10 protein-coding genes are annotated in these 13,696 nt (G+C 59.0%); 6 read left to right on the forward strand and 4 right to left on the reverse strand.

All coding sequences use genetic code 11. From position 1 onward, the window contains the following. Positions 1-6: 6 nt before the first annotated feature. The 3 genes from ACZ500_RS16195 to ACZ500_RS16205 form a co-directional block, all read right to left on the reverse strand. The gene (locus ACZ500_RS16195; protein ID WP_464228420.1) at positions 7-846 is read right to left on the reverse strand and encodes a cohesin domain-containing protein; all 840 of its coding nucleotides are present in this window, start codon (positions 844-846) and stop codon (positions 7-9) included. 163 nt (positions 847-1,009) lie between these two features. Continuing rightward, positions 1,010-1,159: a hypothetical protein gene (locus tag ACZ500_RS16200; RefSeq protein WP_464228421.1), complete on the reverse strand. Its 150-nt coding sequence runs from the start codon at positions 1,157-1,159 to the stop codon at positions 1,010-1,012. Between the two features lie 32 nt (positions 1,160-1,191). Next, on the reverse strand, positions 1,192-4,068 hold the full coding sequence (locus ACZ500_RS16205) for a DUF7948 domain-containing protein (protein ID WP_464228422.1): 2,877 nt from the start codon (positions 4,066-4,068) through the stop codon (positions 1,192-1,194). A gap of 930 nt (positions 4,069-4,998) precedes the next feature. Between ACZ500_RS16205 and ACZ500_RS16210 the strand changes: the two genes are divergently transcribed. After that, complete coding sequence (locus ACZ500_RS16210) at positions 4,999-6,246, forward strand: acyl-CoA dehydrogenase family protein (protein ID WP_464228423.1); 1,248 nt, start codon at positions 4,999-5,001, stop codon at positions 6,244-6,246. A 269-nt stretch (positions 6,247-6,515) separates the two neighbouring features. On the opposite strand, the gene ACZ500_RS16215 is transcribed toward ACZ500_RS16210, so the two are convergent. Next, positions 6,516-9,914: a two-partner secretion domain-containing protein gene (locus ACZ500_RS16215; protein ID WP_464228425.1), complete on the reverse strand. Its 3,399-nt coding sequence runs from the start codon at positions 9,912-9,914 to the stop codon at positions 6,516-6,518. 616 nt (positions 9,915-10,530) lie between these two features. On the opposite strand from ACZ500_RS16215, the gene ACZ500_RS16220 reads away from it, so the two are divergent. The 5 genes from ACZ500_RS16220 to ACZ500_RS16240 all read left to right on the forward strand — a co-directional run bounded on the left by ACZ500_RS16220 (position 10,531) and on the right by ACZ500_RS16240 (position 13,656). Beyond that, positions 10,531-10,680: a hypothetical protein gene (locus ACZ500_RS16220; RefSeq protein WP_464228426.1), complete on the forward strand. Its 150-nt coding sequence runs from the start codon at positions 10,531-10,533 to the stop codon at positions 10,678-10,680. 238 nt (positions 10,681-10,918) lie between these two features. Continuing rightward, positions 10,919-11,146: a 4Fe-4S dicluster domain-containing protein gene (locus ACZ500_RS16225; RefSeq protein ID WP_464228427.1), complete on the forward strand. Its 228-nt coding sequence runs from the start codon at positions 10,919-10,921 to the stop codon at positions 11,144-11,146. Then, positions 11,147-12,295: a 2-oxoacid:acceptor oxidoreductase subunit alpha gene (locus ACZ500_RS16230; protein WP_464228428.1), complete on the forward strand. Its 1,149-nt coding sequence runs from the start codon at positions 11,147-11,149 to the stop codon at positions 12,293-12,295. Between the two features lie 3 nt (positions 12,296-12,298). Then, complete coding sequence (locus tag ACZ500_RS16235; RefSeq protein WP_464228429.1) at positions 12,299-13,108, forward strand: 2-oxoacid:ferredoxin oxidoreductase subunit beta; 810 nt, start codon at positions 12,299-12,301, stop codon at positions 13,106-13,108. Next, complete coding sequence (locus tag ACZ500_RS16240; RefSeq protein WP_464228431.1) at positions 13,108-13,656, forward strand: 2-oxoacid:acceptor oxidoreductase family protein; 549 nt, start codon at positions 13,108-13,110, stop codon at positions 13,654-13,656. Before ACZ500_RS16235 ends, ACZ500_RS16240 begins: the two co-directional genes overlap by 1 nt. Positions 13,657-13,696: the final 40 nt, after the last annotated feature.

Raw genomic sequence — 13,696 nt, forward strand, 5'->3', positions numbered from 1 at the left:
GCGCCGTCAGCATTTCACCATCTCCCCGGTTTTTCGACGCCTTAGAAAGCGAACGCAGACACCTCCGAGGAGAACCGCGACGATCATAGCGCTCCATTTGCTCAAGGCAGGAACGGCGCAGGCATCCTGCTCCACCCTCACCTTGACCGCGGCGGTCGTCTCGCCGCAGACGTTCAGGGCCCTCAGGGTGAAGGTAGTCGACTGCGAAGGACTGACCTGGAGACTCCCCCCTGATGGATCCACAGATCCCGGATCGGGCGTGATCGACATGCTCTCCGCACCCTCCACCGCCCAGGATAAGGTCAAACTTCCCCCTGGCTCTATGCATTCCGGTGTCGCCATGAAACGCCCGATGACGGGATCAACCTTCAGAAGGGCACCATGGACATCCCAGCCCGCGACACTGTCCTTCAAATTGATCAATTCCAAACGGCTGCATATGCATCGAGCGGCGGTAAACACCAGCCGATACAACACCCCTGAACAGCCGCTCGGCATTTTATTGGAAAGATAATAGCCCCCGACCCTTATGACACCTGGTACAATCTCGTTATGATCCGAGACGAATCCGGATATCAGTGGACCTTTTTCTCCCCCATCAAATGACAAGACAGCCGTGTCGAACCGGACTTCGAACATGAAAGCGCCCAAATCGTTGGGGGCGTCGACCACATGGACTTCGAACACGTACTGTCCCGGTGAGGTACAAGCATTGTCCGCCAGATAGAGTCCCCTTTCAACCGTTCCTGCACCGACGTCGACCGCCGTTGCAGCGTTCAGCAGCAGAAGGAGAAAGAGAGCAGTCCACTCCTTCGATACTTGGATCACCTTGCCGTCCAACGCCATCACCATTCCCTCGTTTTTGATATTTTCGGTCTTCTAAAATGACAACCAAACCATGTCGCCTGCCCATTACCGACGGCACCTTCGAATCTCGACTAAGGAGTGTCCATCCGGAAATGATTTCGCGGTACAACCCAGTTTCCAATCCGGAAATGAGGATTTTTCTTTACACGCTGCGCGTGCTCAGTCCCACCGCTTCGCGGCGGGTCCCGGTTTGGACAATATCAAGGCAATCAAGCGTTTGCGCGAAGGCGGCCTGCAGGCCGCCGCACAAGCAAACGGGCAGATCGACGCCGAGATTGGCCAAAAAGACCATTTCCGGATGGAAACGAAGGAACCGCGGACACATCAATCGAGGCAACTCGGATGCCCCATCGCTTTGTCCAGAATGCATTGCGCATCGGCCGCGGTCACGCTCCCGTCCCGGTCGACATCCGCGGAAGGCAGTTCGTCACACGCCCCGCAATCGGTGGGGCAAATCCCCAGGGAAACGTCCAAGGCGCACTTTGCATCCTGGGCCGTTATCTCGCCGTCCTCATTCAAATCGCCGTTGATCAAGCCCTCTTCGGTGAAGACCGCATGGATGGTATGATCGAGCGCCACGGAAGAGAACGTGTAGCGGGCCACCGCCCCGACGGATGCACCGTCTACGAGAACGTTCTTGATAACGTATCCAGCGTCCGGTGTGATGGTGAAGGTCAAAGCCGAACCTGGGAGCACACAGCTCTCACCGGCCGGGTCGATCCTGCCGTTCGGTCCGGCCGTCGCTCTGATCACGTGAAAGGGACAAACATCCACCGTGGCGACGGCGGTGTTGTTCCACATATACACATCGTTTTCAGCGCTCCGGATCTCGGCCCTATTTTCGATTCGACCCGCCGCACCGCCGGACACCTGGGCGACGATATCCAATGAAACACTCCCACCCGCGGCGAGGTCGCCGATATGCCAGAGGCCCCTCTGGGGGTCGTAGCCTCCGACAGCCGTAAAGGCGGACACGAACACCAACCCCGCCGGGAGAAAATCTTCCACGGCGACCTCCGTGGCGTTCTGCGTGCCGTGGTTCATTGCCGTAAGGGTGAAGGTGATTTCCTCGCCCTTCGAGGGGTTGGCGTTGCTGACGTCTTTCCCTATGCTCAAATCCACCCCGGAGGCCGAATTCTCATCCAATACGATCAGAAACATATCGTGCCGCATGCCGGCAGGTCCTCCAGCGGCCGGCACGCCATCACCCGAAGACAGGCCATCCGTCACCCCGGCCACATAGACCGTACCGGTGGAACCCGCCGCGACGGCGCTTCCGTACTCCCGGCCTCCTCCACCCAGAAAGGTCGAGAAAACCAGGCTTGCCGCGCCGCTCAGTCCTGTATCCAAGGTCGCCACGAAAGCGTCGCTCTCGCCCTCGAGTCCAGTTTGATACCCGTCGTGGACAGGAAAATCCGAACTGGCCGTCTGTCCTGTCACATGGACCTGTTTGTCGGAATCCAGCGCGACAGCCGAACAGGCTTCCATACCGCTTCCCCCGAGGTAGGTCGAGTAGACAAGGCCTTCTGAACCGCTGCGGGCGGTGTCGATTCTGGCCGCAAAGACGTCCACCCCTCCCCTCGAGGCCGCTTGACAGCCGTTCAGGACCGGGAAATCACGGCTTTCCGTGTCTCCGACCAGAACAGCTCCGCACCTGTCGTCTACGGCCACGCCATAGCCTGTTTCCGCCTTTTCCCCTCCGAAAAAGGTGGCATAGACGAGGCCTTCCTTTCCCTTTTTGGCCGTGTCCAGACAGGCCAGAAAGGCATCGCACGCCCCCTTCAATTCGGGCTGACAACCATTGAGAACGGGGAAATCGAGGCTGAAGGTGGAGCCTGTCACGAAGGTCAAGCCGCGGCTGCTCACCGCAACGCCCAAACCGCTCTCATCCTGACTGCCGCCGAGATGCGTGGCATAAACCAGGCTTTCGGAGCCATCAAGACGCGTATCCAGTTGGACCAGGAAGGCATCCTGGCCGCCGTTCGGCTGCGGCTGGAATCCCGAGCGGAACCGCTCGTACAACTCCGCCAGATCCGGACTGCCCGTAGAGCCGACGATGTACGCGTTCTCCCCACCGTCAACCGCTACCGCATAACCGAGATCGCTCCCGGTTCCCCCGAAATAGGTTGCATAGATGAGGCTTTCGATGCCCTTTCGGTTTGTGTCGATCCGGATCAGGAAGGCATCGGCATCCCCTCGGAGAATTGACTGACACCCGTTCAAGACCGGAAAATCAGGACTGTCCGTCCACCCTGTGATGTAGACATTTCCATCGTCGCCGGCCGCGATCCATCCGCCGAATTCCTGCCCGCTCCCGCCGAGATAGGTTGCATAAATCAGATTGTCACCCGCTACCCGGGTTGTGTCGATCCTGACGAGAAAGATCTCGGTATCCTTGGGATCGACCCGACAGGCGTTTTCCAGAGGGAAATCACTGCTGAGCGTAATGCCTGCAAGATATGCCTGTCCGTCGCAGTCCACCGCGGCGCCGTTCAAAAAATCGTCCGACGCGCCGCCCAGGAATCCTCCATACACCACGACGACGGGGTCGATAACGAGCGGTCGGCTGCGGTCGTAGGAGCCCACCTCGAAACCGTACGTATCTTCCCCCGTTTTCCGGTAGGCCGATGCCACCGCCACACGGCGGCCCTCGAATTCTTGATAGCTCGATGGCCGCCGATGGATCAGTTCTCCGTGAGCCGTTTCGATCCTCAGGTCGCCCTTGTCGTCTATGCGGGTACCGCGTACCCCGGCGTATTGGAGACAGATGTGCCCGGGATCCGCCCCCGGCCTCACAATCCAGTCATACTCGACCTGCCTCCCGATCCCATAGACCTTGAGGTCTATCCCTTCATAAATCCCCCGGTACATGACGGACTGAAAGGTGGGAACCCCGGTTTTCCAGTGTTGGCGGTCCAGCCCCCTGATGAAGTTTACGCGGCATTCCGCCTCCTCCAGGGCCTCCACTTCGGGCCTCTTCACAGCGCCTGGAAAGGAGAGTCCGACCACTTCCCTTTTCATCGCTTCCTTTGCCGGCCCAGGCGATGCACCCCCGGCCGGCGCTGTCTTGTTCGCTTCGGCCCGCACCACGTCAAAGACCATGCCCTCTGCGGTCACCCACAACGTAAAGCCCGAGGCCCGGGCATAAAACATGACACGTGGATCCACTTGACCTGCATTGGCAACAAATCGTAGAGGCATCCCCGGGAATGCCACCCGAGGATGCTTGTCTTTGGGCGGAGGAATAGGATCGGCGAAACCGTCGGCGCAAGCAAAGGCAAACGACAAGACCAGGATGATGAATTCTGAAATAAGCGCCATCCAATGCATCATGCAGCTCCGACAAGTAATGGGACCCGTTGGCCTGGATCCCAAGGGCGTGCAGCCTGTCCGTTTTTGGATTCACTCCAACTTGGTACGGGTCTCCCGCCTCTCCAGAACCGAAAAGCGGGCTCCAACCCCCAGGTTCGAGCCCGCCGATCCGATGAGTTTTTCCTGGATGGGTTGGTAAAGCAAGAAAGATGCCAAGTAGTGAAGGAGCGCATCCAGGCAAACACATCCATACCAAGAAGATGAAGAAGCTGTATAAATTATTGATTTTAAAATAAAGATCAATTTCATAGCCATAGGTGTGCCCATCAGATCTATCTCGTATCCTGCAGAAAACAGGATTCCTCTATCGCGAAATGGGCGGATTGCTCTGAATGGTGTGCATCCGGTTTAAAAAGGATATGGATAGGGATTCACGGAGCCACCGTCGGTAAGAAATCGACAACGTCAGGACCATCTTCGAACAAAAAAAGGAAGGGCACGTCTCAACATGGTCCGCCGAGCCGCGAGTCCTGCCCCGGACATGTTTCGGTTCCATTGGTCGTTTCCTTGGCTTCCGGTCCTGTCATTTGCATGCACGGGCGGGGCTTGCAGTTCCCACACGGTGCATGTAAGATCAGGGCGGTTGCCGGGCCCGGCTTTCGCCTCAAGGCCCTCAGCCGGCCGCGCATACAGCATAAAAAGCCGCTGTCCATGCAGCGCTGCTGAAGGCCGTTGAAGCAAACCGTGATTCCGGAAGGCGGGTAAATCCGAAGGGTCTTTGTCTGAGACCGATCCGTCTGTCACAGGAGAAAATCCAAGATGTACGAATTCCTGCTGAGCCAGGCCCAGAAACAGATCGTGGAGGAAGCCAGGGACCTCGTGGCATGGGTGCCGCGGGAAATGATCCTGGGCATGGACCGGGAAACGATCGTCTTCCCCCGGGAGTTTCTGCAGGAGGCCGGACGGCGCAACCTCCTCGGCTGCCGTTACCCCGCGAATTGGGGCGGCCGGGGCCTGGACTGGGTGGCCACCTGTGCAGTCATGGAAGAGATCGGCACCCTCGGCTACATCTTCGCCTGCACCTTCGGGGTGGGCGCGGAGCTCGTCTGCGACGCCATTGTGCTCCATGGGAGCGATGACCTCAGGGAAAAATACGTCAAACCGCTGCTGGCAGGAGAAGTCTTCGCCGCCGAGTGCCTGACCGAACCCCGGGGAGGCTCTGACTTTTTCGGCACCACCACCTCGGCTGTCGAAAGCGGCGACCATTTTCTCCTCACCGGACAGAAGCGCTTCATCGTCGGAGCGGAGGGCGCCGACTACTTCCTGGTCTACGCGCGCACCGATCACGACCCCCAGGCCCACCCCCACAAGGCCCTGACCTGCTTCGTCGTAGATCGGGGGCCGGGTGTAGAGGTCGATTATCTTTACGGCCTCATGGGGTGCCGGGGCGGAGGGGCCGGCCGCCTGGTCTTCAAGGATGTCGTGGTGCCCAGGGAAAACATCGTGGGGAGGCTGAACGGGGCCTATGAGGTCTTCAACACGATGATGATCCCGGAGCGCCTCGGGACCGCCGCCATGACCATCGGCGCCGCCCGGCCCGCCCTGGATATCGCGACGGGGTACACCACGCGGCGCAGGGCCTTTGGCCAACCCGTCAACCAGTTCCAGGGGGTCAGCTTCCAGGTGGCGGAGGCCGCCACCCTCCTCGACGCAAGCCGCTCACTCGTCTACACCACCGCGCGTGCCGTCGACTCGAACCAAGACCCCAACACGATCCGCCGCCTGGTGAGCGAAACCAAGAAGTTCGTCACCGAATCGTGCCAGGAGGCAGCGCGCAAGGCCATGCAGGTCATGGGAGGCATCGGGTACACCAATGTCTTCCCCATCGAGCGCATCGTGCGCGACCTCGGGCTGGCCTCCATCTGGACCGGATCGAACGAGGTGATGGCCCTGATCACCGCCCACGAGTGGTACCGGGAATACGCACGGCGCAAGAAGGACGGGCGCGAGCGGGACTATGAAAGCGACGCGCCCGAGGCCTTCGCCGAGGATGAAAAGATCTATTGAGGGGCATCCGACCTGCCATCACCCGGCTGACCTTTCTCTTTTTGCGAGCGATGTCGACAACCGGCGCGGCCCGAGCTATCGCCAGGGCCTTATTCCTGCAGCCTTATGCCCGCCGATTTGAGAGGCATTATTTGTGAGCATCTCGCTTCCAACACGCCGACAGGAGAAGAGCATGAGCCATGAAGAACAGAGCACCTCCGCTTTCGGAGGCCTTCTGTTGGATGAAGCATACGGGGAACCGGCCCGAGCCAGCGACCTCCGAAACAAACTCAAGCCTTCCGACCTCGTTTCAAAACGCTGATCGCGATTGCGAACATCAGAAAAGCGCACAAGATCACGCCCCAGTCTGTCAGGGTCGGGATGGCCTCGGCCGCTTTTTCCGCGTCCCGGATCACAAAATATTTCGGCTCCGACTGGATCGAGCTTCCGTCCGCCGCCCGATTGACGATGGCGACCGCCACCATTCGGGGCTTCGCAATATCCGAGGCATAGATTTCAGCTGTCAGATTTTCAGGTGAGACAAAGGCGGTTTTTCGTTCGGAACCATCCCAACAGACCACAGAACCTTGGCAAAACGCTCTGCCTTTGACGCTCAGAGAAAATTCTTCTCCTCCTGCAAGCGCCTCGGACGGTGTCAGGCCGCTGATAACCGGTTCGGCCATCTGAAAATGGGCCGTGAGATTTCTGTCCTCGGTAACCCAAAAGGTGTAGGTGGGTGTCGTGCAAAAAATCCGCCCGTTTTCACTCCAGTGAATAAAGGTGTAGCACGGATTGGCAACGGCTGAGACCGTCGCCTGCGTACCTGCATCCAATACCCCGCCGTCGCCTGCTATTCCCCCGCCAGCTGGATCGGCTGAGACGATGATCGTGTGGCGGGCGGTAGTAGGTTCGATCGTCAACGTCCCATTGCAATAGACGATGTCATAATTCTTCGAACTCAGGCCCGATGGTGCTATCGCATAGGTTCCAGGCCGAACGGCCCCCTGGCTGGAACCGCCATACATGACGGAGCCATCCAGTACCCCTTCGCTTTCTCCATGAACCAATCCGGCGTAGATGACGCCGCTACCGCCGGAATACGGCTTTCCATCATACGTCTTGCGATCGTCTTTCGCGGTGACCGTCAGGGGCGCTTTCGTGATGGTAAACGTCGGAACGCCGGCGAATTTGATATCATAACCCAGCTGGACGGAGTAGAAACCGCTCAGATCGAGCGGGTATGTCCCTGCATCAGCGCTCTCGGTTTTCACTTGATCGCAAAAGATCGCTGAAGGATCGAAAGGATCCCCCGAATCGACCGCCCAAACAAAGGACCCAACGTCCACCTTTCTCGTGCCGTCGTAAACCTTTGTACCGGGCAGAACAGCGGTCGCCCGCTTCAAAAAACTTCGCAGGAGGGGATAGGTACAACCCTCATAGATCCGCCACAGTTTACCCGTGTGACCTTCTCCATCGATATCCCAACCTGAAAAGGTCGACGCCTGCTTCATCTGTGCAGTGGATAAACCGATCCCGCCACAGGAGTCCTCCTGCCCGGATGACTCGATATCCCAGTAGCTTCTCACGGATGAAACCGAAGAAGTGCAGCTGAATCCCCCTACTAAGCCGCCGCTCCTTGATTTCCCAATGATTTTTCCCGAATTATAGCAATTAGCCAAACTGAGGCCATTTGGCAGACAGTTGCCCACACAGCCTACCAATCCGCCGACAAGGTCCGCGCCGTCTATTGTTCCCGCATTATAACAATTCATAAAATAACAAGAAGTGATAACGCCGGCAATCCCTCCAATACTTCCACCTAGACATTCTGTATCTTCGACTTTTGCTGAATTAAAACAGTTGTAGATTTTGCTGCCATTCACACAACCAAAAAGCCCCCCGGCAAAAGCTCTGTCTCCCAAAAGGGTGATATCACCTGTGACAAAGCAGTGTTTGACAGCCGTTATATTAAGGACACCGGCAAGCCCCCCGGAATAGTATCCCCCGCTTATGGATGCATCCCCGAGCCCCATATCTCGGATAATTCCATTTTGGACGATTCCAAACAAACCGATGGCATTCGTTTCACGACAAATGAAAAGATTCTTGACGACATGTCCAAGACCGGCAAACCGTCCCGTAAAAGCAGACGCATCGAACGGAAAATCCGGACTATTTCCGCCGATCGGCTCGAATCCTTCCCCGTTGTTCCATTGGCCGGTGGCGGAGGCATCGATGTCGGCACCCAAGGCATACCGGCCGGTCAGATCCCCCAGCATCCCCTGAAAGTCGGTTGTGGAGCGGCTGCCCGCAGCCCCCAGTTCGGTGATGACCCTGTAAGGCACCCATTCGCCGGAACTGCCGAGCTTTGTCCGAAAATGGCCGCCTGCAGGCAGATTCACGCTCGCGTTTACAACGTAATCCGCCTCTTCCCCGTCGATGTTTCCATCCGCTGATCCCTGCCCGAAGACGAACTCCAACCCGGCCTGGCCGGAGCCGTTCAATCGCCGGTCGATGATAATGCTGCGGAAGGCGCAAAGCGTCAGGGTGTGGGCGCTCCAGCTAATGACATCATCGATCCGGATGTCGCCTTTGCCTTCCGCAGCCCCTCGAGTGCTTCGTATTTCGAGATTGGAATCACGCAGGAAGTCAGACACCTGGCGACCGGTCATATCACCGCCTTCGGGTGCAATGATGAAATCGGCGGGATCGAGACACCACAGACCCGTCCCGCCGCCAGCCGCCCGGGTGGAAATCCGAGCATCGTCCATCACCGAAACTTCCGCCGCCGACGTCTCGATGAACCCGCCATCGCCTGTACCTGACGCCGAGGCGTCAAGCCGGCCGCTCACGACAACCTGACCGTGTGATAGGTCGGATAGCAGAAGAATCCGGCCGGGGACCCCGTCCAGGGTTTTCGATTCGATCACGCCGGAATGGTCGATGAGGGCCGGGAGAAGACCATCCGGTGATCGGGCCTTTAATAGGACAATGCCGCCGTCAGCCTGTATGACCCCCGGGTTGTCGATGCAAGCGCCGGCCGAACCCGCTCGGATCCGCACATCGAGAGCATCGTCCAAGGTGACAGACTCCCCGGCTGCCAACAACACGGTTCCCCTCGGGCTTAGGAGTTCACCTCGATTCTCGACTACAGGCGAAAAAAACAGGAGGTATCCACCGTCGGCAGCCCGGATGGAACCCTCGTTGACGATTTCACCGGCGCTCCCTTCTCCGTCAAAGATCAGATCCCCTCTCAGGAAGGCATCATCCCGGATATCCAGGCTCGACGCAGCCATCCCGCCCACATCCACCCGGGCCGAGGGTCCGAAGAAAACCCCGGCAGGATTGACCAGAAGGATCTCCCCATCGGCATACAAGCTTCCCGAGATCCGGGCGGCACCGGGATCCGTAATCCTGATGAGCGTTTGTCCCTTCCCCTCGCTGTACCGGAAGGCGACCCTTGCCTTCGCCCCGATGTGGAATGTATCCCACTCGACGATCATCCGGCTGCTTTGCTGAAGGACTGTCAGGGTGCCCCTGTCTTCCTCGAGGATGCGTCCGTCACCGCAGATGATCCGGCCTCCGGCGGGCAAAACAGGAGAACCCTCCGCCGTTGCATGAGAGACCGGGCAGAAATGGAAAAGGGACGCCAAAATGAAGAGCCCCAGACACCCTTTTGAAAACTTCATTATAAAATCCATCGTAAGACCGCGATACCCCCAGGATCCATCCGCGTGCCATGCCCCCGAACTGACGTCTGTGAACAGTCCGGTCGTTTCGAGACGCTCGATTCACGGACCGACTTCACCCCCGTCATAAGATGGGGATGACAGGCCCTTTGTGTGGCACTATCCTATAGCAACACGTGTGCCAGGAATTCCCTCGTCACATTGAACATCGGGCAAAGATGGACAAGCTGATGGGGGTTCATACAAGACATTGAAATCAAATATTTTTTTAATCGCAACCCGAAGAGCCGCTGCCGTACCGCTCCCCTGAACCAAAGACCTGCAGGATGCAGCGCCCATAAATCTATGCAAACGTTTCTGACTTTTGGGCGTTTTCGGCTGGGCGGTCCAGAGACCGGCCAGCCCGACATAACCTTCGGGCGCGTCGAGATGTCGAGTCCCCAACGATGTTTCCCGTCTCACCAAAAACGCTTGACATCGGGGAGCCCTCCCGTATACGTGAAGAGCGGGAGTTCATTGGTTCCCGATCGAAAACATGGTCGTTCTGGCGGTGTATCTCCGCGTGGAGCCTTTATTTAGACCGAAGGCGGCTTCTCAACTTAGTTTCCATCCGGAAATGGTCTTTTTGGCCAATCTCGGCGTCAATCTGCACGTTTGCTTGTGCGGCGACCACCAGGTCGCCTCCGCGCAAACGCTTGATTTCCTTGATATTGGCCAAACCGGGACCCGCCGCGAAGCGGTGGGACTGAGCACGCGCAGCGTGTAAAGAAAAATCCTCATTTCCGGATTGGAAACCGGGTTCTACTGGGAAATCATTTCCGCATGGGAACAACTTAAGAGCCTTCTCCAACTGACCAACCGGGCTGAGGCTGCAAATACATAGCCGCCCGGCGGATATCGCCGGATGGCAATAGCACCCCGTGACACAGTTTGATCAAGCCTGTTTTTCGATAGCCTCATCCTTCAAACGGTACTAAGCTCGAAATTCCTGAGAGGAACCTCTTATGCCGAAAGGAAAGCCGAAACTGAAAGGGCTCGTCATCAACCGGGACTGGTGCAAAGGCTGCGGGATCTGCGTGCACTTCTGCCCGAAGCACGTCCTGGAGCTGGACGATCAGGACAAGGCCTGCGCCGTACGGCCGGAGGACTGTATCTGCTGCCGGATGTGCGAGATGCGGTGCCCGGACCTGGCGTTGACGATAGAGACCATGCCGGAGGAGGAGCGGAGCTAAATGGAAGGGTCGATTCGATTCGTTCAGGGAAACGAGGCCTGCGTGGAGGCTGCGCTCTATGCAGGGGTGGAGTTTTTCGCCGGGTACCCCATCACCCCTTCGACGGAGATCGCAGAGCACATGTCCTACCGCCTCCCCCAGCGCGGAGGCAAATTCATCCAGATGGAAGACGAAATCGCCTCTATCTGCGCCATCATCGGGGCATCCCTGACAGGGCACAAGGTGATGACCGCCACGAGCGGCCCGGGGTTTTCCCTCATGCAGGAGGGTCTCGGCTATGCCATCATGACGGAAATCCCCTGCGTCATCGTGGATGTGCAGCGCGGAGGGCCGTCGACCGGACTTCCCACGGGGCCGAGCCAGGGGGACGTCTACCAGGCGCGATGGGGGGTCCACGGGGACCACGCCATCATCGCACTTACGGCGTCGAACCATCAAGACGTCTTCGAGATGACGGTCCACGCATTCAACCTGGCCGAAACCTACCGGACGCCGGTGATCCTCCTCTTCGACGAGGTCATCGGCCATCTCCGCGAGGGTCTCGTCATCCCCGAGGAGGGCGCCATCCCGGTGGTGCAGCGCCTGCGGACCTCCGTCAAGGCCGGCGTGGATTTCCACCCCTATCTGCCGAGGGAAGACGGACGGATCCCGATGTCCGATTTCGGCGGGGAGCACCGCTACAACGTCACGGGCCTTTTCCATGACATGTGGGGCTTTCCCTCCGACAACCCCGGAGTCGTCCAAGGACTGCTCCGGCATCTGAAGGACAAGATCGTGCACAACGTCGAGGCGATCACCCGGTACCGGGAATACCACATGGAGGATGCCGAAACGGTCTTGATCTCCTACGGATGCTCGGCCCGCTCCGCCCTGCATGTCGTCGAGAACCGCAGGGCCAGGGGCGAGCGGCTGGGCCTGCTCGAGCTGCAATCCTTGTGGCCCTTCCCCTATGGCCTGGTGGAGGAAAAATGCGCGGCGGCCAAGCACATCGTGGTCGTCGAGATGAACATGGGCCAGATTATCCGGGCCGTCAAGCGGGCCGTTTCCGACCCCCAACGGGTCGCCCTGGCCAACCGCATCGACGGGCAGTTTATCAACCCGACCGATATCCGCAACATCCTCCGGATCATCCAGGGAAAGGGGGTTTGACCCATGCCTAAAATCAACGATTACATCCGGGAACGCTTTTTCCCCCACATCTGGTGCCCCGGCTGCGGCCATGGAATCGTCCTGAGGGGGCTCATCACCGCCGTCATGGAGATCGGCTGGGACAAGAACAGCATCGTCATGGTCTCCGGAATCGGCTGCTCCTCCCGCATCTCCGGCTACGTCGATTTCCACTCCCTGCATACCCTTCACGGCCGGGCGCTCGCCTTCGCCACGGGGGTGAAGATCACCAAGCCGGAGCTGAACGTCATCGTCCCCATGGGGGACGGGGACGCCCTGGCCATCGGCGGCAACCACTTCATCCACGCAGCCCGGCGCAACATCGAGATGACCGCCATCGTGATGAACAACCGGATCTACGGCATGACGGGCGGGCAATACTCGCCCCTGTCCGGATACGGCAGCAAGGCCACCACGGCCCCATACGGGAACATCGACCACGACTTCGACGTCGTCACCCTCTCGAAGGCGGCGGGCGCGTCCTTCGTCGCGCGCACCACCACCTACCACGTGACCCAGATGGTCGACATCCTCAAAAAGGCCTTCACCCATCCGGGATTCTCGGTGGTCGAGGTCATGAGCCAGTGCCCGACCTATTACGGACGGAAGAACCAGATGGGCGACGCAGCCGACATGATGGAGTGGTTCAAGGATAACACGACGCCGATCGGCTCCGAGGCCAAGCAGCGGAACCCGGCCCTCATCGAACGGGGCATCTTCATCCAGGAACAAAAACCCGAATACTGCCGCGAATACGACGGGCTCATCCAAAAAGCGATGAAAGGGGGTGCGTGATGGAGCGATGCAGGCTGGTCTTCTCGGGGTCCGGCGGCCAGGGGGTCATCACGGCGGCCATCATCCTCGCCGAGGCGGCGGTGCTCCACGAGGGCCTCGTCGCCACCCAGTCCCAATCCTACGGCCCCGAGGCCCGCGGCGGCGCCACCCGCTCGGACGTGATCATCTCCGATTCGCCTATCCGCTTTCCCAAGGCCAACCAGCCGAACGTGCTGGTTTGTCTGACGCAGGAGGCCTACAACAAATTCTTCGGCATCATCCGACCGGGGGGCATCCTGCTCACAGACCCGCGCTACGTGAAGCCGGAGGGCAGCAGGGTCGACGCACGGCTCTTACAATTGCCCCTGTACCGTGAGGTCATGGACCGGATCGGGAAGCCGATCGTCTACAATATCTGCATGCTCGGCGCGGTGGTGGAGCTGACCGGCGTGGTGCAGCCGGGATCGATCCAGAAGGTGCTGCAGAACAGGATCCCGCCGGGCGTCCTCGACATCAACCTGGAGGCCTTCGCCCTCGGCCGCGGGATCGCGGCCCCGTTCGCCGTTTGAGGATCTGCCGGAGCCAGCGATCAGACAACCCACGCAGGGA

The organism is Desulfatiglans parachlorophenolica (assembly GCF_055394735.1).

Excerpts from the sequence above, each read along its gene's own strand:
- ACZ500_RS16215 (WP_464228425.1), bottom strand. The coding sequence starts at position 9,914 with ATGAAGTTTTCAAAAGGGTGTCTGGGGCTCTTCATTTTGGCGTCCCTT.
- ACZ500_RS16225 (WP_464228427.1), top strand. The coding sequence starts at position 10,919 with ATGCCGAAAGGAAAGCCGAAACTGAAAGGGCTCGTCATCAACCGGGAC.
- ACZ500_RS16220 (WP_464228426.1), top strand. The coding sequence starts at position 10,531 with ATGGTCTTTTTGGCCAATCTCGGCGTCAATCTGCACGTTTGCTTGTGC.
- ACZ500_RS16210 (WP_464228423.1), top strand. The coding sequence starts at position 4,999 with ATGTACGAATTCCTGCTGAGCCAGGCCCAGAAACAGATCGTGGAGGAA.
- ACZ500_RS16205 (WP_464228422.1), bottom strand. The coding sequence starts at position 4,068 with ATGCCTCTACGATTTGTTGCCAATGCAGGTCAAGTGGATCCACGTGTC.
- ACZ500_RS16230 (WP_464228428.1), top strand. The coding sequence starts at position 11,147 with ATGGAAGGGTCGATTCGATTCGTTCAGGGAAACGAGGCCTGCGTGGAG.
- ACZ500_RS16195 (WP_464228420.1), bottom strand. The coding sequence starts at position 846 with ATGGCGTTGGACGGCAAGGTGATCCAAGTATCGAAGGAGTGGACTGCT.
- ACZ500_RS16200 (WP_464228421.1), bottom strand. The coding sequence starts at position 1,159 with ATGGTCTTTTTGGCCAATCTCGGCGTCGATCTGCCCGTTTGCTTGTGC.
- ACZ500_RS16235 (WP_464228429.1), top strand. The coding sequence starts at position 12,299 with ATGCCTAAAATCAACGATTACATCCGGGAACGCTTTTTCCCCCACATC.
- ACZ500_RS16240 (WP_464228431.1), top strand. The coding sequence starts at position 13,108 with ATGGAGCGATGCAGGCTGGTCTTCTCGGGGTCCGGCGGCCAGGGGGTC.